This is a genomic window from Neobacillus sp. SRL179 (assembly GCF_984799095.1).
Genome location: NZ_OZ481792.1, coordinates 418518 through 438586 on the forward strand (window position 1 = coordinate 418518; position 20069 = coordinate 438586).

General features: G+C 36.6%; 15 protein-coding genes. 13 read left to right on the forward strand and 2 right to left on the reverse strand.

Annotation, left to right across the window (positions count from 1 at the left end):
• Positions 1-115: 115 nt before the first annotated feature.
• The 3 genes from AC4E8C_RS02195 (at position 116) to AC4E8C_RS02205 (ending at position 3255) form a co-directional block, all read left to right on the forward strand.
• Positions 116-1057 (forward strand): diacylglycerol kinase, encoded by a 942-nt coding sequence (locus AC4E8C_RS02195; RefSeq protein ID WP_490209898.1) that lies wholly within the window; start codon positions 116-118, stop codon positions 1055-1057.
• Positions 1058-1185: 128 nt separating this feature from the next.
• Positions 1186-1731 carry a cysteine hydrolase family protein gene (locus tag AC4E8C_RS02200; protein WP_490209900.1) on the forward strand — a complete coding sequence of 182 codons (546 nt, stop codon included), beginning with the start codon at positions 1186-1188 and terminating at the stop codon, positions 1729-1731.
• A 60-nt stretch (positions 1732-1791) separates the two neighbouring features.
• A complete protein-coding gene (locus tag AC4E8C_RS02205; RefSeq protein WP_490212441.1) occupies positions 1792-3255 on the forward strand; it encodes a nicotinate phosphoribosyltransferase in 1464 nt (487 codons plus the stop codon).
• A gap of 2022 nt (positions 3256-5277) precedes the next feature.
• Here the strand turns inward: AC4E8C_RS02205 and AC4E8C_RS02210 are convergent.
• Positions 5278-5958, reverse strand: coding sequence for a helix-turn-helix transcriptional regulator (locus AC4E8C_RS02210; protein ID WP_490209902.1), 681 nt, complete (start codon positions 5956-5958; stop codon positions 5278-5280).
• Between the two features lie 708 nt (positions 5959-6666).
• Here AC4E8C_RS02210 and AC4E8C_RS02215 point away from each other — a divergent pair.
• The 4 genes from AC4E8C_RS02215 (at position 6667) to rlmD (ending at position 12412) form a co-directional block, all read left to right on the forward strand.
• Positions 6667-7980 carry an aromatic amino acid transport family protein gene (locus tag AC4E8C_RS02215; RefSeq protein ID WP_490209903.1) on the forward strand — a complete coding sequence of 438 codons (1314 nt, stop codon included), beginning with the start codon at positions 6667-6669 and terminating at the stop codon, positions 7978-7980.
• Between the two features lie 203 nt (positions 7981-8183).
• Positions 8184-9746, forward strand: a complete 1563-nt coding sequence (sdaAA, locus tag AC4E8C_RS02220; protein ID WP_490209905.1) for an L-serine ammonia-lyase, iron-sulfur-dependent, subunit alpha — start codon at positions 8184-8186, stop codon at positions 9744-9746.
• Positions 9747-10027: 281 nt separating this feature from the next.
• Entirely contained in the window at positions 10028-10930 is a 903-nt protein-coding gene (gene purU, locus AC4E8C_RS02225; protein WP_490209907.1) for a formyltetrahydrofolate deformylase, read from the forward strand.
• A gap of 111 nt (positions 10931-11041) precedes the next feature.
• Positions 11042-12412: a 23S rRNA (uracil(1939)-C(5))-methyltransferase RlmD gene (rlmD, locus tag AC4E8C_RS02230; protein WP_490209909.1), complete on the forward strand. Its 1371-nt coding sequence runs from the start codon at positions 11042-11044 to the stop codon at positions 12410-12412.
• Positions 12413-12531: 119 nt separating this feature from the next.
• On the opposite strand, the gene AC4E8C_RS02235 is transcribed toward rlmD, so the two are convergent.
• The gene (locus tag AC4E8C_RS02235) at positions 12532-13296 is read right to left on the reverse strand and encodes a hypothetical protein (protein WP_490209911.1); all 765 of its coding nucleotides are present in this window, start codon (positions 13294-13296) and stop codon (positions 12532-12534) included.
• Positions 13297-13702: 406 nt separating this feature from the next.
• Here AC4E8C_RS02235 and AC4E8C_RS02240 point away from each other — a divergent pair, with 406 nt between their 5' ends.
• From AC4E8C_RS02240 to AC4E8C_RS02265, 6 genes are all read left to right on the forward strand, one after another.
• Positions 13703-14599, forward strand: a complete 897-nt coding sequence (locus AC4E8C_RS02240) for a hypothetical protein (protein ID WP_490209913.1) — start codon at positions 13703-13705, stop codon at positions 14597-14599.
• A 328-nt stretch (positions 14600-14927) separates the two neighbouring features.
• Positions 14928-16022 carry a DUF4297 domain-containing protein gene (locus AC4E8C_RS02245; protein ID WP_490209914.1) on the forward strand — a complete coding sequence of 365 codons (1095 nt, stop codon included), beginning with the start codon at positions 14928-14930 and terminating at the stop codon, positions 16020-16022.
• 45 nt (positions 16023-16067) lie between these two features.
• Positions 16068-17768 carry a hypothetical protein gene (locus tag AC4E8C_RS02250; protein WP_490209915.1) on the forward strand — a complete coding sequence of 567 codons (1701 nt, stop codon included), beginning with the start codon at positions 16068-16070 and terminating at the stop codon, positions 17766-17768.
• A 142-nt stretch (positions 17769-17910) separates the two neighbouring features.
• Positions 17911-18315, forward strand: a complete 405-nt coding sequence (locus AC4E8C_RS02255; RefSeq protein WP_490209917.1) for a hypothetical protein — start codon at positions 17911-17913, stop codon at positions 18313-18315.
• Positions 18316-18415: 100 nt separating this feature from the next.
• On the forward strand, positions 18416-19174 hold the full coding sequence (locus tag AC4E8C_RS02260; protein ID WP_490209918.1) for a hypothetical protein: 759 nt from the start codon (positions 18416-18418) through the stop codon (positions 19172-19174).
• Positions 19171-19977: a radical SAM protein gene (locus AC4E8C_RS02265; protein ID WP_490209920.1), complete on the forward strand. Its 807-nt coding sequence runs from the start codon at positions 19171-19173 to the stop codon at positions 19975-19977. The genes AC4E8C_RS02260 and AC4E8C_RS02265 overlap by 4 nt, the downstream gene beginning before the upstream one ends.
• Positions 19978-20069: the final 92 nt, after the last annotated feature.

A 20069-nucleotide genomic window follows, 5' to 3' on the forward strand; every position in this document is an offset into this window, starting at 1 on the left:
TATTAAGGGACATAATAGTCTTTATGATTTGTAATTATATTTGTTAGTATTGGAGAAAATTGGTAGAATAGAGAATTAGGAAGCCAATTGGTATTTAAAAATTAGGATGATGATGATGAAAAGAGCAAGACTAATTTACAACCCAACTTCGGGTCGAGAAGTGTTAAAGAAGAATCTACCTGAAATCCTTGAAAAATTAGAGGTTGCGGGATATGAAGCCTCTTGTCATGCAACTACTGGTGCGGGTGATGCGACGAACGCCGCACTATTAGCCGTTGAACGCAAGTATGATGTGGTGATTGCAGCTGGTGGGGACGGTACGATTAATGAAGTCGTAAACGGTCTCGCGGGGCAGGAGTTCCGCCCAAAGTTAGGAATTATTCCGGCAGGAACCACAAATGATTTTGCGCGGGCCCTTCATATTCCCAGAGATGTAGGCTCTGCAGTTGACATCATTACAAGAGGGGAATTAATTCCTGTCGATATTGGTCAAATTAATGATCGATACTTCATAAATATTGCTGGCGGCGGGCGAATCACCGAGCTTACATACGAAGTACCAAGCAAATTAAAGACGATGCTTGGCCAACTAGCCTACTATTTAAAAGGGATGGAGATGCTTCCTTCGATTAAAGCATCAGACCTCCGGATTGAATATGATGGAAAACTTTTTGAAGGAGAAGCGATGATGTTCCTAGTCGGCCTGACCAATTCCATTGGCGGCTTTGAACGACTTGCACCTGACGCTTCCATTAATGATGGCTTATTTTCTTTATTAATATTAAAAAAGGTTAACCTTGCGGAATTTGTCCGAATTGCCACTTTAGCGATTCGCGGTGAACATGTGAATGACCCGAATGTCATTTATACGCAGGCCAATCGGATTAAGGTCTATTCCGAAGAGAAGGTCCAGTTAAACCTAGATGGAGAATTTGGGGGCTTGCTGCCGGCAGAGTTTGAGAATCTTTACCGGCATTTAGAAGTATTTGTTCCCCTTGATGATATTCGTCCGAATGATCGGCCGACAGACTGGGTACCAGGGACAAGATATAGTTAAAAACGAGTTCGTTCCATATGGGACGAGCTTTATTTTTTATACGCCCTCTGCTTGCCTTATACTCTTATACTTTCGAGCCGTTCGGTAAATGTGTATAATAAATGAAAGACGATGAGGGGGTAAAGGGTATGAGGGCATTCATTAATATCGATTATACATATGATTTTGTTGCGGATGCGGGGGCATTAACCTGTGGAGTACCTGGTCAAGCGATTGAGGAGAAGATTATTGAGCTGACCAAAAGATTTATCCAGAATAATGACTATGTTGTTTTTGCGATTGATGTACACGACAAGGATGATCACTACCATCCCGAAACGAAATTATTCCCACCGCATAACCTTAGAGGGACAGCTGGCCGGGATTTATTTGGCGGACTTCAAGGAGTTTATGAAGAAAATAAACATCGTGATAATGTTGCTTATATGGATAAAACACGTTATTCGGCTTTTGCAGGCACAGACCTCGAGATTAAATTGCGTGAACGAGGAGTTACGGAGGTACACCTTGTAGGTGTTTGTACCGATATTTGTGTGCTTCACACGGCTGTTGATGCCTATAATAAAGGTTTTAAGATTGTGGTTTACAAGGACGCTGTGGCCTCCTTTAATCAAGCGGGACATGAGTGGGCGCTTGGCCATTTCGAACAATCGCTTGGAGCCGTGGTGAAATAGATTTTTTAATGATAAGTTTGGCTATAATGTTGAAAAGCTGTAAATTCCGGAGGTCTAATGATGAAACATATATATCATGACGATAGTTTAGCACTTCATACTGATTTATATCAGATTAATATGACAGAGACATATTGGAGAGATGGTATACATAATAAACGGGCGGTTTTCGAATTATTTTTCCGAAAGTTACCGTTTGGAAATGGCTACGCTGTTTTCGCAGGGTTAGAAAAAGTCATTCAGTTTATCCAAGGCTTTCGTTTTAGTGAGGAAGATCTTGATTATTTGAAAAATGAAGTGGGTTACCACGATGATTTCCTTGAATACTTGAAAAATATCCGTTTTACTGGCTCCATTCGCGCCATGAAAGAGGGCGAGCTTGTCTTTGGCAATGAGGCCATTCTCCGGGTCGAAGCACCGCTTGCCGAAGCACAATTGGTTGAAACGGCGCTGCTTAATATCGTGAACTACCAAACCTTAATTGCAACAAAGGCCTCTAGAATTAAACAGGTGGTCGGGAATGAGATAGCGGCGGAGTTTGGAACAAGAAGGGCACAGGAAATGGATGCTGCTATTTGGGGAACAAGAGCGGCCTATTTGGCGGGCTTTGACTCAACTAGTAATGTACGGGCCGGTAAACTGTTTGGGGTTCCCGTTTCCGGAACACATGCCCACTCTATGGTTCAAGCCTATAAGGATGAATACACCGCCTTCCATAAATATGCTGAAACCCATAAGGACTGTGTCTTTTTAGTGGATACCTATGATACATTGCGTCTCGGCGTCCCTAATGCGATTAAAGTAGCGAAGGAGTTGGGTGATAAAATTAATTTTATCGGGATCCGCCTTGATAGCGGTGACCTTGCCTACCTTTCTAAAGAAGCTCGCAAAATGCTTGATGAGGCTGGCTTTACTGATGCTAAGATTGTCGCCTCCAGTGACTTGGATGAATATACGATCATGAGCTTGAAGTCTCAAGGAGCTAAGATTGATAGCTGGGGAATTGGAACAAAGTTAATTACTGCTTATGACCAGGCAGCACTCGGTGCCGTCTATAAAATTGTGGCGATTGAAGATGATAAGGGAGCATTAGTGGATACGATTAAAATCTCCTCCAATCCGGAAAAAGTGACCACTCCTGGAATGAAGAAAATCTACAGGATTATTAATAATACCAATCATCATGCCGAAGGTGATTATATTGCGATGGAAGATGAAAAACTCCCAGAAAAACGGCTGCGTATGTTCCATCCAACTCATACGTTTTTGAATAAGATTGTCACCAATTTTACTGCAAAAGAACTTCATGAGGATATTTTTCAAAATGGAGAGCTTGTTTATGAGGCACCTTGTTTGGAAGAAGCGCGCGACTACTTAAAGCAGAATTTAGATGCCCTTTGGGATGAATACAAGCGGATTATGAATCCGGCAGAATATCCTGTCGACTTGAGCCAAAAATGCTGGGATAACAAAATGAAGAACATTGAAGAAGTAAAGGAAAAAGTTGCGGCGATGAAGGAATAAGCACAGAAAAACCGGGCATGGATGCCCGGTTTTTTAATGTCATTTATCAGGTTTTTGGATATACAATTAATTGGAATAGGGGCTAATAAAATGATTAAAAATTGTTACTAAAGTCAAACTAGAACCAGATATAATGTGGAGGAATATGTAAAATTGGCCAAAGAGTGCTGGGGAGCAGGTACCGTTATTCGATGATGACTCGGCTTCGAACAGGGCAAAAGGAATTTTGCCATTCTGTGTCCGAAGATGCCTCGAGTTCGGACAGAGCAGAAGAAAAAGAGCCACCTAGTGTCCGAAGATGCCTCGGCTTCGGACAGAGCAGAAGAAAAAGAGCCACCATGTGTCCGAAGATGCCTCGAGTTCAGACAGAGCAGAAGAAAAAGAGTCACCTTGTGTCCGAAGATGCCTCGGCTTCGGACAGGGCAGAAGAAAAAGAGCCACCTAGTGTCCGAAGATGCCTCGGCTTCGGACAGAGCAGAAGAAAATAAGCCATCTTGTGTCCGAAGATGCCTCGGCTTCGGACAGAGCAGAAGAAAAAGAGCCACCATGTGTCCGAAGATGCCTCGGCTTCGGACAGAGCAGAAGAAAATTAGCCATCTTGTGTCCGAAGATGCCTCGAGTTCGGACAGAGCAGAAGAAAAAGAGCCACCATGTGTCCGAAGATGCCTCGAGTTCGGACAGAGCAGAGGAAAAAGAGCCACCATGTGTCCGAAGATGCCTCGAGTTCGGACGGAGCAGAAGAAAAAGAGCCATCTTGTGTCCGAAGATGCCTCGAGTTCGGACAGAGCAGAAGAAAAAGAGCCACCTTGTGTCCAAAGATGCCTCGAGTTCGGACAGAGCAGAAGAAAAAGAGCCACCTTGTGTCCAAAGATGCCTCGAGTTCGGACAGAGCAGAAGAAAAAGAGCCACCTTGTGTCCGAAGACACCACGGCTTCGGACAGGTCAGAAGAAAATTAGTCTCAAACTGTCCAGCTCCTCCCTATTTTCAGACACTACTGCCCGTTTGATGTTTTGAGCATCAATCAAAAATCGTCCACCTTATTTTTTATTTCTAGTTTAGATATACTTCCATACAAACCTTGGTATAGCAACAAAAATAAATAGTCCAATTCAATTGAAATTGGACTAAAAATACAGAAATAATTTAGTTCTTCTAATTTAAAACTTAAATACTCAGCTATGATACCCTGCTTTCTTATTTTTGTTTAAAAAACTCCATAAACGCATGGAAGATTTCTATTCCTTGATAAGTCAGCATTCCTGCTGCTGATATTGAAAATAACCCAATCATTACAAAGCGAATCCACATATTTAATTCCTCCCTTTATTTTTAAAAGTTTTTAGAGAGGAAAGGGGATCACGTAATTGGATTGGTGAAAAATTGGGATGAGAAATGTATACTTCCTGTCTGGGATTCTTGATAAGTTAGTGATGGTAGTCACTGCAGTTACTAGGATAAGAGTAAGTATGAAGAGCATTTGAAGGGTGATAGGCTGCTTTTTCTCATCGTCTGTTTGAGTCTTTACCTTCCAATCATCCAAGTTTATGACGGCTTTTAGCTGAGAATTCGTGTGGGGGGTTTTGACACCGAGCTGTGAAAAGCTGAAGGTAAGGAAGACAAGCAGTAATGGAATGGAAAGGGCCTTAAATAATTTGATAAGTATCCACTCCTTCCAATGAGTTAGTTTTAATCATATACACTTTTATTATATTTGAAAACAAAAATATTCTGACAATATTCTTGATTATTTTTTTTAAAAAGGGGCTCCTGTTTAGGAGTTTAGCAATTGCTGTGCATTGTAATCCAATCTTTAGCTAGTCAAAATGAGTAAAGGAAGAACATACTGAGCAGACCATTAAGGTAATGCAGCCGGTGGATATGTTTCCGAAGACAACGCACGTTGAATGCGCGGGCAGCTGGTATTAGAATAGACAAGAGAATAATTATAGAAAGTGCCTGCAACTACCATTTTCCGTCAAATTTTCGACGGAATTCGGTGAGTGCAAGGCACTTTTATTAGGTTAAAAAGCTTTTGATTTTACGTTGCGTGATATCATTTGAAGATAACGATAGACGCTTGATTCCGACATTCCCATTATATCTGCAACTTCATTTATTGTTCCTTTAACATCAAATACTCCATATTCCTTCAATTTGCCTATAGCCAGTTTCTTCTGTTCAGGCGATAGTTGGGCGCCTGATTCCAATATATCTTTATCAATTACTGTATCGATGATATCACGAACATTACCGGTAAGTTTTTCAACAGGGTGTTCTTGATCATTGTTCATTTCAATTTGCTTTATATCTAAGCTTAGATTGGCCAACTTCAATACATCCTTTGCTACTTTCCAATAGGCATCTGCATCAAAGTTTATACATAGCAGGCCTTGCAATTGACCTTGGCCATCTTTAATAAATAACGTTGATGAACGGAATTTCTTGCCTCTTGGCCCTTCTCCCACATAATTAACAACGTGGTTTTTATTTAAATATACTTTGTCATTGATTAACTCTTTAGCATAGTTGGTTAACGGGCCGCCGCTTAAAGACCTTCCACTTAAGTCTCCATTGACTATGTGACCGATATGGGAACCCCCATCAGGATTTAAAACATGTAATACAAATTCATAATTTGGTCCCAAAATTTCCCCAAAATAATTCATTATATTTTGATAGTGCCGAAATAATTCATTATCCAATTACGTATACCTCCCTCTGCGAGACAACTTCCTTCAATAGAGAATCATTGGTCTTTATAGATTTAGATCGTTAAACACACACTTGGAATCATAATGATTTTTCTCAATTAAACGAATCTTTTGATACTAAAATTATATCAGACTTTTATAACAATCCAAGTTGCAATAAAAAATTTTTATAAAAATAATTTATTATTACTACGGTTGACATGTTTACTGCACATGTGATAATTTGTTCATATAGTAATAAAAAATAATTATTATAATAAATTATTCCTAAAAATTTCTAAAATGACTTTTTTAAAACAGTCTATTAAAAGTTTTTACACTCACGGGCCCACGGGTTAAAACAGCTATGGGAAAGATGTTAAGAATCTTTCTAGAGCAGTCTGCGCACCTGAGGTTTTTCTAAATTATGCATAGGTGGTGTATTTGACCAAACAAACAGGAATGTCATTCAACACATTTTTCATATCATCAATTAATCTCTTAGAATCGTAAATTAGTACTTCAAGTAAAAGGGAACCTTTTTTTTTGCTTAAAAATGAAAGCCCTTACGCAGCAAGCCTTTATACAATATTTGTTACTGCTGTACCCTGGCTCAAGCTGATAGGAAGCAGCGAATCCTGCCAGGAATTTGTATTAAGAATTGAATTTTAGGAGAAGAGCAACTAGATTAAATAATTGGCATACAGGAGGAATACTAACATGTATGGAAATACAGCTAGAAAACTAGAAGTAGAAAATACTATAGAAAAAAATGATAAATCGCCAAATCCTAAAAAATGGCATAAACAGGATACTACCTGGGCGTTGAGCCTTTTTGGAACGGCGATTGGTGCTGGAGTCCTGTTTTTACCTATTAATGCAGGAGTAGGAGGAATAATAACATTACTACTCATCACCCTGCTTGGATTTCCTGTCATGTATTTTTCGCATAGGGCGCTGGCAAAAATGATCTACGCTTCCGATTCTGCTGAAGAGGGAATTACAGGTGCAATAAGGGATTATTTCGGAAATAAGGCCAGTAAAATTTTTAACATAGTGTATTTCATCTCAATTTATACAATCGTGCTGATGTATTCGGTTGCCTTAACCAATACTGCTAGCAGTTTTATCGTGAATCAATTGCACATGAGTGAGCCGCCAAGAGCCATTTTATCGCTCGTATTGGTACTCGGGCTTATCGGTATACTGAATTTTGGCCAAGACATTACTGTAAAGGTAATGAGCATGCTAGTCTATCCTTTTATCGTTTCTCTGCTTTTTATCGCAATATCTTTGATTCCAAAATGGAATACGTCTATGCTTAGCTTGTCAAGTGTTCCTACTGCTTCATCATGGACAGGTTATTTAGGAATGATATGGTTAATCTTGCCAATTATTGTATTCTCATTCAATCATTCTCCTATTATTTCGTCGTTTGTTGTGAAACAAAGAGCAACTTATGGAATAGAAGCTACTGACGCCAAATGTGCTCAAATACAAAAAGTTTGTTATATCCTGACGTTTGGTGTGGTAATGTTCTTTGTTTGGAGCAGTGTCTTGAGTTTGACTCCAAATGATCTTGCAATGGCAAAAGAACAAAACTTGTCAATTCTATCCTATCTTGCTAATCATATTAATTCGCCGATTATTAAGATTGCGGCACCTATCATCGCTCTCGTTGCCATAACAAAGTCTTTCCTTGGCCATTATGTAGGAGCATATGAAGTAATGCGCGACATGATTGTCGAGTCCGGCAGAGCACACGGAAAAGACATTAAAGAAAAAACAGTTAAGACAACGATCCTTGCTTTTGTCGTATTGACTTGCTGGTATGTTGCCTATGCAAATCCAAGCATCCTTGGACTGATAGATTCCCTCAGCGGTCCTTTAGTTGCAGCTATCCTATGTGTATTGCCAATGTATGCCATCCGTAAAGTTCCTGTATTAGCTAAATACAGAGGGAAAATGAGCAATGCTTTTGTCATTATTGTGGGCGTACTGACTGTCTTGGCAAGCATTAAATCAATTTTCTAATAAATTTGCTCCATATATGCGGGGTCCGGTGTATCTCTAGAGTATTTGAAGGTATTAAGACAGATGAACAGGACATTCCAATCATACAGTATTCGGCTATTGGATGCTCTGTTCATCCCTGTCAATATGGTTTTGCAAAAGTTCTCAAATGCAGTGGTATGTCTTTTTACGACATCTGCTATTAGTTTAAAGGAGTGATAAAAATGTCTTTTAAAAATTTGCAGGAATTAATTGAAATGGCTGAGAGGGAGAATACAACCCTTTCAGAATTAATGATAAATGCAGAAATGGTACAGAAAGGTTTATCGAGAGAAACGATTTTTGAAAAAATGTTGGAACAATTTACGGTCATGGAGGAGGCTGTCCGCAGGGGAACCCAAAGTCCAGTCATGTCTCGTACTGGTTTAACCGGGGGAGATGGAAACCGCCTTTATGAATATGCTAAAAAAGGGAACTCCTTTGTCGATGCTACAACTTTAAATGTATCAGCCAATGCACTTGGCGTATCAGAAGTAAATGCGGCGATGGGGAGAATTATTGCGACACCAACAGCTGGTTCGGCGGGAATTTTGCCAGCAGTACTTATTCATGCCTTGGACAGCGGAAGATTTACCCGTAATCAGATTATCCAGTCAATCTTCACAGCTTCCGCACTTGGCTTGGTGATTGCCAATAAAGCATCGATATCAGGGGCTGAAGGCGGCTGCCAGGCTGAGATTGGTTCAGCAACAGCAATGGCTGCAGGTACATTGGTGGAACTGGCAGGCGGAACACCGAGGCAGGTGGGAAATGCAGTCGGGATTGCATTAAAAAATTCCTTGGGCTTGGTTTGTGATCCTGTTGCTGGGCTGGTGGAAATTCCTTGCATCTATCGCAACGGTTTACATGCCCTTACCGCTCAAGCTGCGGCAGATATGGCGTTAGCCGGAGTGGTCAGCATCATCCCTCCAGATGAGGTCATTCAAGTGATGCATGAAGTCGGACAGCAAATGCCCGAATCGTTGAGAGAAACGGGAATAGGGGGCTTGGCTGGAACTCCAACCGGGCAAAAATTGAAAGAGAAGATCCTAGGCGGAAAATCAGGTGATACCGGACCGGCAAAGTTCCAAAGCGCTTATGATATCATTGGCCCTATCATGGTGGGTCCTTCGAGTTCTCATACAGCCGGAGCTGTCCGGATTGGCAATATTGCTTATCAGCTTTTAAACGAAAAACCTCAATATGCAAAGTTCACTCTGATGGGATCATTTGCTGAAACTTATCAGGGACACGGAACAGATTTAGCTCTGTTGGCTGGCGTTCTTGGGCTGACAACAATGGATGATGACATTCCGAATGCGAAAGAAGTAGCTGAAAAAAATGGCTTAAAATATGAATTTACAAAACGCGTTCTTGGAAGCTACCATCCGAACACCGTTTTGATTGAATTAGCAGGGGAATCGCATAAAGTTAAGGTATTGGCCAGCTCTTTAGGCGGGGGTAAAGTGGAAGTTCAGGAATTTGAAGATTATCCGTTAAAATTCAGCGGTGATCGGCCAACCCTTGTGATCCGCCATTATGATAAAAGAGGTGTAATTGCGGAACTATCAAAGGTACTTCAAGTAACAGGGTTCAACATCGCTCGTATGGCAAATGAACGTTCAAAAATCCAAGGTCCTGCCATTACGATTTGCGAAGTCGATAAACCTGTTGACGAAGGACTTTTAAATATCTTAAAAAGAGAGATCCCGACTATTGAAGAAATTCTTGTGGTTCAAACTGTTTAAGGAAGTAACGGTTTATTTTTAATAGAGACAAAAGCATAATGATAAAAAAGTGCCTGTAACTGACCAATTCATGTCGTGTTTTCGACAGAATTCGGCGAGTGACAGGCATTTTCTTTCTATGCAATTACTAGGAAAAGAGTAAGCAGGGCGATGGACAAGAGCGGAGTAATTGCAAACAATGCATGCTAATTGGATATTTTTTATTAATAATTAAAGCATTATCAAAGAATTTATTATAAAATCAGAATAATGTTAATTAATAAAAAACGAGGGAGATTTATATGAGTGTTGCTTACCAAAGTCAGTTACAGGCATTTAGAGAAAGTAGAAAAAACAGAGGGAGAATACTGATTAATTGCCCAGATCAACCAGGGATTGTAGCCGCGGTGTCCACATTTTTATGGAATCATGGTGCAAATATTATTGAATCCAGTCAATATACAACCAATCCTGAAGGCGGCAACTTTTTCATGCGTGTTGAGTTTGAATGCCCTGGGTTATTAACCAAAAAAGAGACATTTAAGAATCAGTTCCAAGGCGTTGCCGATACGTTTTCGATGGAATGGAAACTTTCGTTTGTCCATGACCTGAAGAGAACAGCGATTTTTGTCTCAAAGGAGCTTCATTGCTTAAGGGAGCTTTTATGGGAATGGCAGAATGGGGATTTACTGACGGACATTGCCCTTGTCATCAGTAACCATGAGGAAGGACGAGAGATTGTGGAATCGCTGAACATTCCTTTCTTTTATATCCCAGCCAGTAAAGAAAATCGGAAGGAAGTAGAAGAAAAGCAGCTGCAGCTGTTAAAAGAATTTGAAGTGGATGTCACCATCTTAGCAAGGTATATGCAAATATTAACGCCGGCCTTTGTTGAGGCGCAGCCATTTAAGATTATCAATATTCACCATTCCTTCCTGCCTGCTTTTGTTGGGGCAAGGCCCTATGATCGTGCCTATCAACGCGGGGTGAAGATCATCGGTGCCACGTCCCATTATGTAACAAATGATCTAGACGAAGGGCCAATTATTGAGCAGGATATCAAACGTGTCGATCACCGTGATCACATTGAGGATTTAAAAAAGAGCGGACGTTCAATTGAACGAAGTGTGCTGGCCCGGGCCGTAAAATGGCATTTAGAAGACCGAATTATTGTTCATGAAAACAAAACGATTGTTTTTTCTTAGGAATATAAAAAAGGCATGGAAAAGATTTTTCAAGCCAGTTGAGGTATTTCGTAATCTCAACGGGAATGTGTTACAATTTCTCTAGTTAATCCGGAGTAAAGGAAGAATTAGATGAACAAAACAATACCAGTAAATAAAAATGATTATATAGAGGTAGTTTTTGAAGATTTAACCCATGATGGATCAGGCGTAGCGAAGATTGAGGGCTATCCATTATTCGTTCCAAACGCACTGCCAGGTGAAAGGGCAAAAATAAAAGTCATTAAGACGGGTAAAGGCTATGGCTTTGGCCGATTAATTGAGCTTTATGAAAAGAGCCCGTACCGCGTGGAGATTGCTAGCAGCGACCGGCCAAAGTACGGCGGCTGCCAGCTTGAGCATATTAGTTATGAAGGTCAGCTGAAATTCAAGGAAAATCAAGTACGGCAAGTGCTGACCCGAATCGGAAAATTGGAGGATGTGATTGTGCATCCGATTTTAGGGATGGACAATCCTTGGCATTATCGGAATAAAGCCCAAGTGCCTGTTGGGGAAAAAGACGGAAAGTTAATAGCTGGTTTTTTTAAACCAAGAAGCCATGAAATTGTCGATACGGATGAAAGTTTGATTCAACTGCCGGAAGTAAATGAAGCTGTACAAGCTGTGAAGGAGATTGCTAGAGAGCTTGGCATTCCTGCCTATCATGAGGAAAGTCATAAAGGCGTGCTCCGCCACATTATGGCCCGGTACGGCAAGCAGACTGGTGAGCTAATGGTGGTGGTTATCACACGGACAGCTGAACTTCCACAAAAAGAAAAGCTAATCGAGGAAATTATGGCACGCCTGCCAAAGGTGAAATCGATTGTCCATAATGTAAATTCGAAACGCACCAATGTTATTCTTGGTGAAAAAACCAAGGTCATATGGGGTAATGAGGTTATTTATGACTATATCGGAGATGTGAAATTTGCTATTTCAGCATTATCATTTTATCAAGTGAATCCTGTCCAGACAAAGGTCCTTTATGATCAAGCACTCCAGTATGCAAACTTAAGCGGTGAGGAAACGGTTATTGATGCGTATTGTGGGATTGGGACGATTTCGCTGTTTTTAGCGCAAAAGGCGAAAAAGGTTTTTGGTGTAGAAGTTGTACCGGAAGCCATTGAAGATGCCAAGCGAAATGCAGCTTTGAATGGTCTTAACAATGCAGAGTTTGCAGCTGGCGAAGCCGAGGTTGTGATTCCTAATTGGTATAAAGAAGGTAATGCTGCCGACGTGTTAGTCGTTGACCCGCCGCGCAAGGGCTGTGATGAAGCTTTACTGCAAACCATCATTAAAATGAAGCCCAAAAAAGTGGTCTATGTCTCCTGCAATCCAGCAACGTTGGCAAGGGATTTAAGGATCTTGGAAGATGGGGGCTACAAAACCATTGAGGTACAGCCTGTTGATATGTTTCCACATACGACGCACGTGGAGTGTGTAGCAAAAGTAGTATTAAAATAATTCAAAGAGCCCATTTCAAAAATAGAAATGGGCTCTTTTTGAGGAATGTTGTACTTTCGACAAAATCTAGCAAACTTCAGGTCGTGACAGGCGCCGCAAATCAAAGATTCGAATCTCTTCTAATCTAAAAAGGTAATATTTGGTAATTTTTCCATTGCAGTTATGTATTTGCCTAATATTAATTGATAATTACCTAACATTGTTTTAAACTCTGTCTCATCCAATTTTTTACCAGTTGGATGCCCCGCATCATTTCTTGTTTGACGTATTATATCAAGAAAATTAAAGTTTAATTTCAGGTTTTCGAAACCCAACCCTTTAAATAATTCTGCATTAACCTCTGCTCTTTTAGTAAATTCATCTAGTCTGCTATAAGCAGATTTAGCTTTAATTACTTTCTGCTCAAACAAATTTTGCTCTTTTTCAGTATGATTATTTATATAATACAAATAAAATGAATCACATAATTTTTTTAATAATATTTCTGCCGCACACCCTAACATAACACTGGCTGCAAGAATATTTCCTTCGTTTCCTGTTGTACAAGCTTCGTATAAATATTTTTTTTGTAACGAGTCAACTTTATTATCCGCAGAAAGATATTTAATGAAATTTGTGTATACAGAGTCTTTCTCTAATAAAATAACTTTATCTTCATATTCAACCTCTTCTGCTATAATTGCTCTAGTTCCAATAGTAACTCCACAACAAGCATAATCATCATCATTTTCATAAATTTCAATACAACATTTCGAGAGCAGCTTCACATTATCTTTTGCATACTTTTTTAGGTTAACAGGAACCTTTATCTCAACATATAGTTTTCGTTGATTAGAAACTACTTCAGAAAATTCCCATTGGGGAGCGTAGACTATTTTAGACATCCTTATTAAATTTGCTAATTCATTATTGTCCTCTGATTCAAGTAAACTTACTAAGTTATCTTCATTGCTTTTTCATTAACTGTTGGTATAAACATAACATTCTCCTTTTTCATAAATATAAAGATAGATTACACTAATTTCCTTTTACTTGCCATTTTAAGAAAAATAATTAAAAGGACTATTTTTTAATTAAGTTAATCCTTCTAATATCCGGTTGATTAGATAAAAAATAAAACTCAAAACAAAGTAGTCGATTCTATACTTGATAAATCAAGGATTAAATAAGTAAACTAATTGGCAAGAATATATTGTTTAAATGGAGAGGCCTTAATGAAATTTATTTATATTTTTGGTACTATTTAGGTAATTAAAAGATAAATGTAAATTATAAAGGGGTGTGAGAGATTTGATAATTTTTTTAAAAAAGGAATATGAAATTCTGGGACACTTTAATTCAAATCCAGCAGGAAAAACATTTGAGTTTGAAATGATAAATAATGAACAAAGTTACATTTTGGAAATCAATAACTCGAACAGGGGTTTGATTGTCCGAGCTAACATTGAGATTGAGGAAGATGTTGGTAATAGAACTTACGGGGATTTTAATAAAGAGTTAAAGAATACAATCTTACAAAAAAATATTACAATGCATCAGTCGGCTATACGTTTAATGGATATTCTTAAATATTCTTTAAATGAACAATTAATAAATGAAAATTTAATTAGATTAAAATCATCATACATTTCTTTTGACCAGATTGAGTGGAGTGAAATTCCTTCTCAAAGGGAATTAGTTACAGGACCTTCATATTCACCCAAAGTTCTTAACGAAGAAACTGCAACAGTAATTCAAGAAAATATTCGAAATGGAATTGAGCCCTTTATTGCATTAAGGCACTTACATAGAGCTAGAAAGGATAATACTCCCCGCCATATGTGGATTGAAGCTACTATTGCTGCTGAACTGGCGATTAAAGAATTCTTAATCCGATTCAAGCCAGATATTGAGTATTTGCTTTTGGAAATGCCTTCCCCCTTCTTAGGAACTTTATATGGTAAAATATTAAAACATTATACAGGTGAAGCATACCCTCATTACAATAAACTAGGGGATGGTGCGACAAAGAGAAATAAACTTATTCATCGACCTGAAGACTTAAATATTTCATATCAAGATGCTGCGGAATACATACAGCTAGTTGAAGATGCAATATATTATCTCTTAAGAAAATTATATCCTAACGATAAAATAATAAGACACGGTCTAACAGCAGCTATTGAATTAAGAAAAGTTGATTCTTGATTCTAACTAATTTACTAGCTAATTTAACCATATTGTATAGATCTTCATAAAATTGATCTTGTTTTATTATTTTTTGAGAAAAATATGGTTAAATATCGAATGTTTCAAAGGGGTATGGTGTTATCTTAATTTTGACTCAAAAGCTGAATATTAAAATATTTAATATTCAGCTTTTGTTAGTAAATTAAAGAGACCGCTAGAGCGGTTATACTAGAAAAGACCTATCTTATAAAATGGGTCTTTTTTTTATTTCAATTAAATGGTATTAAAGGGAAATTGTAAGTTATGTCGAAATATGTATTATTAACCATTTTTAAGGATGGATCAGATGGAACTTAAAGATTTAATTGTAAATATAAAACCGAGAGAAAAAAGTGGCTCTAGGTCTGCTAATCGTTTTGCTTATCAACAGGATTGGGTGATTTGCAAGATTTTAGAATTACATAAAGCAAACGTAGATTATTTAATCCTACTAGACTATCACGATGATGTCGTTGTTCTTGATAGCGAAAAAGAACCGAGTCAAATGTCATTTTATCAGTTAAAAACGAAGCAGCCTGGTACGTGGTCTACTACAGATTTAACTAGACAAAGTTCCGGAAAAAGTGGAAAGTTGCCTTCCATATTAGGTAAACTGTACGATTGCCATTTGAAATTTCCAAATCATACATTATCAATTCACTTTGTTTCAAATGCTCTATTTAATGTAGAGTTAAAATCATCAGATGAGAAGGGAATTGACAAAAGAAAGATTTGTTTTAATCAGCTTTCTTCTAGTGAAGTAGAAAAGGTAGTAAAGAAAATAAAACAAGAATTTAGATTGGATGATGATCCAGACTTAATAGATATCACTTTCTTGGAAGTATCTGATTTGAATGTAAATGATCGTGAGACTTATGTAAGAGGAAAGTTAGGGGTTTTTTTAGAAGAATTAAATCCCAATGGTAAATTTCGAGTAGGCTTGATATATAAATCTATCTTTGATGAGGTAAAAAGAAAAAATAACTACGAATATGATTTAGACCAGTTTGAGGATCTTATTAAACACAAGTCTGTTGGACGTTCCATATTTGAACATATTCTAGGAAATGTTGATATTGAGAATAAATATGAAGAATTTTGGAATATGTCAGAGAGACAGCTGTTGTCTGAAGGTATTCCAATTAGGATAAGACTTAATCTCAAAAGCTCTTGGGACAAGTATGAAATTCAAAAAATGGACTTATCTAATCAGTATTTATTATTGATGAAAGACAAAGTTAAAAGAGCTCTTGAACCCTATATTGAAGATACGACCATTGCTAACCTTTACGAAGGAATATTAGATCCAACTTATAAAGATTTTTTGTCTATGGAACAAAACTGTATATATGATGAATTTTTTATAAAGGCAATGATTCTAATGGAGTATTATAGCTTATGAGTGAAAACTTTAGAAAACTAATTCGAAATTTAAGGACGAGGAATTATGAAGAGGTTAATAATAAAAGAGATACTATTGCTTTCAAAAATAGAGAGAAAAGCAAAGAGGGTTCAGTTTCATCCAAAGATAACCATAATAAAGGGGACTAATCATACAGGAAAGTCTTCTTTACTTAAAAGTATCTATTCTACATTTGGAGCAACTCCAAAAATTGTTCATCCTAAGTGGCAAAATGCGGATGTGATAAGTGCTGTTAAGTTCAGAGTTGATAACCAAGATTACACGATTCTAAGAAAAGATAAATTTTATGCAGTTTTTAACCACGTCACAAAATCCTTTGAGACATTTAATAGTGTCACAAAAGGCTTAGGTCCTTGCTTATCTAAGATATTGGGTTTTAAGATTAAGTTGAACAACAAGCAAGGAGATTTAATTACACCACCACCGGCATATTATTTGCTTCCATTCTATGTCGATCAGGATGCAGGATGGAAAGCAAATTGGTCATCATTCGACAAGTTGTTTCATCTTAAAGGTACTTGGAAGAAAGATATGGCAAATTATCATTCGGGTATTAAACCAAATGAGTATTATGAAACGAAGGCTGAAATCCAAAAATATAACGCAATAGTTTCTAGTTTAGAATCTGAAAAAAAATTTACACAAGATGTATCGAAAAAACTGATAGAGCAATTCAATAGAGTGCATTTGGATATAGATATAGAAGTTTTTAAAAAGGAAATAAACGATTTAGTGATGCTTTATCATTCTTTACAAGAAAATGGTGATACATTACAAGAAAAAATTGTAGAGCTTAATAATGAAAAGATAAGACTTCAATCCCATATTTCAATCATTAAGAATACAATGACAGAATTAAATCTGGATTATCAATTTGCATTGAAAGAAGATGAGACAGTTTCTTGTCCAACTTGTGGGAATATCTATGAGAACTCATTTGCGGAAAGGTTTAATATTGCGAAGGACGAAGATCGTTGTCAGGAGTTATTGATTGAAAAGGAACTAGAATTAAAAGAGTTAGAAGAGTCAATTGCTACTCAGTATCTATCCTTTTATCAGAACAATACTAAAATTGAAAGAATTAAAGAAATCTTAGATAAGAAACAAGGGGAAATTACGCTGAGAGACTTAATTCAAAACGAAGGAAAAAAAGAACTTAGAGTTATATTAGACTCTGATATTAGTCGTTTGACTAAAGATATTGTAGAAAATATTGAAGAGATTGACCGTCTAAAGGATAATCTAAAATTCTATGATGATAAAGAAAGACAAACGGAAATAAAGAGCCTATATACAGATACGATGACTGACCTGCTTTTAAAATTAGATGTGCATACGATGTCACAAAAATCATATAAAGCCATTGATTCTGTAATTAAGGAAACAGGTAGTGGTTTGCCAAGAGCATTATTAGCTTATTATTACAGCTTTTTAAAAGTAGTAAATAAATACTCGACTGCAACCTTTTGTCCTATTGTGATTGACTCACCAAATCAACAGGACCAGTCTCCGGAAAACTTGAGCAAAATGATTAACGTTATTTTGGGAGAGCAGCCAAAGAACTCTCAAATTATTTTGGGAGTGAGAGAGATGGATAAGGATGTGGATTTTGAAGGTAAAATAATTGAACTAAAGACCCAATATAGTTTACTTCAAGAAGATGAATATGAATCGGTATCACTAGAAATAAACAAGCTGTTAGAAGAGTGCTTGAGTCTCAGTTAAATAATGGTGTTTCCATAGCTGTTTAATAAATAAATGTTGAAACCAGCAATGTTGAAAAACTTAGCAGCATTGCTTGAGTTAGAAGAAATACTTTTATAATATTCTTTGATATGATTCTCTAGATGACATAAATTGCTTAAACTTGGTATCCAAGCAAGAACTAGATGAAACTGAAATTGGAAGTTTAGGTTCGTTTATTAATCAAGAAGTTATAGTTAAAAGTGTAAGACTAAAAGAAGAATGTACTTCAAATAGATATGGCCTAGAGTTTACGGTTACAAGAGACAGCCAAGATCTAGTAGTTTTTGTTCCAAAAAACGTTGGTTTTACGTTAGAGCAGCTCAAAAAGCTAATACATATGGATGATATACTAAACCTTGGAGGGCAAGCAACGACTTATAAAACTGAGAATCGGTTAAAAATAACCAAACCAAATAATATTGAAATAGTATGGTCAAAGCGAGAAGAATATGAAAAGGAAGTTAAGAGAAATATGATTGCCGAACGTGATAGGCTTAACAACTTAATTCAACAATTTAACTCATAAATTTCAATTGATTAAGTAATGCTTATAAAACTCTAAAAATGCAGAGTAGAACCTATACAATGGTAAAATTATTTTTAAAAACAAGAAAGTGAGGTCAAATATGAGTAAACTTTATAATGATAACAGGATTTTAGAAATAATTTTATTTGGCCTTTCAGTAGTTGCTATTAATTTTCTATTAAGTAAAAATTTATATTGGTGGGTATTAATAACTTCAATCGTAATTATATTACTTGAGATTTTTATTAAAAATAAAGAGTATAACCCAATAATTAAATTAGCAATTGCTAGAGAGCAAAAAAACAAAGAAATTGAGAGATGTGGCATTACAAATCATTACTTTATGGATGATTATGAATCTAAAAATAAAAGAAATTCAGAAACTGCTAAAGCCATCGACGAGGCAAACGAAATGTTTCTACTTGCCGAAACAGGCAAATCATACTTGGATATACCAACAGATAGACATTGGAAGAATATAAAAGAAAGATTAAATAGAGGAGTACCTTTTAAAGTTCTACTTATTGATCCCTACTGCACAAATAAACAATTTAGAAATAACCTAAATAATGCTGATGGAGTTGATCGAAAGTTAGATATCGAAGGTCTGGTAACTTTAAATAATAAATATGAGAACTTAGAAATTAGGTTTACTGACCAGGTTTATTGTTCACTATTTTTTACAGATAAATATGTGATTTATGACCCATATCATTTGGGTAAAACATCAGATCGGATTGAAAACAATTTTCTTGCTATAGAATTCAAGCGTGATAACCGAAATTATAATATATTAAAAAGTCACTTTGATAATTGTTGGAAACTTTCTGAATCACTCGAACAGGTTGTAGAAAAATGAAAAGAATAATACTCACCTACAATCAAAGCTGTAATTTAACCTGTGATTTTTGTTATGTGAATTTTCACCATCAAAAAATAGAAGACAAAACATATGATGTTGTAAAAAGAGCGATATCATTGGATTTCGACGTGATTACCTTTGGTGGTGGTGATTCTTTTAGTAAAAGTAGTTTCAGAAAATCGTGTAAACTAGCAAAAGAAAATGGGTTATTTACTCAAGTAGATACAAATGGTACTTCAATTACTCATAGTGATTTTTCCTTTATCGAAAATTATGTAGATTTAATTGGAATCTCCATAGATGGAATAGGGGAGACTCATAATTATATGAGGAAATCAAAAAATTTATTTACTAAGGTAAATACTGTTCTTCAAACATTAAAAGAGTCAAAAACCAGGATTAAAATAAATACGATATTAACAAAACAAAATAGAGAATCTATTTATGATATATATAGATATTTAATGAAGTTTGAAAATATAGATAGTTGGAGTATATATCAGTTTTTCCCTTTATCTGTTGCCAGAAAGAACAAAGATATGTTTGAAATACATAACGACGATTTTGACAGTGCTTTAACTTTTTTAGATAAGGAAGATAAGAAATTTAAGATTGAAAAATTTAAATATAGCGATAGGGTTAGTGGCTATATATTCAGTGATGAGCAAGGAAAGCTTTATACGAATAGTTTAGAAGGTGATTACAGAGACATTTGTTCAATTTTTGATTTTGATGTGGCAGAGAAACTCTCTAGACTTAATGAGTTCATTAATCCTAAAACAAAAAGTCGTTATGTATAAATTCACTCATTTTAGTAGAAATTTACTATTTAGAGATTGTGAATTATTCTACTTAAACGGGTACGTTAGTTTAACAAGTGTGTTTTCTGAGA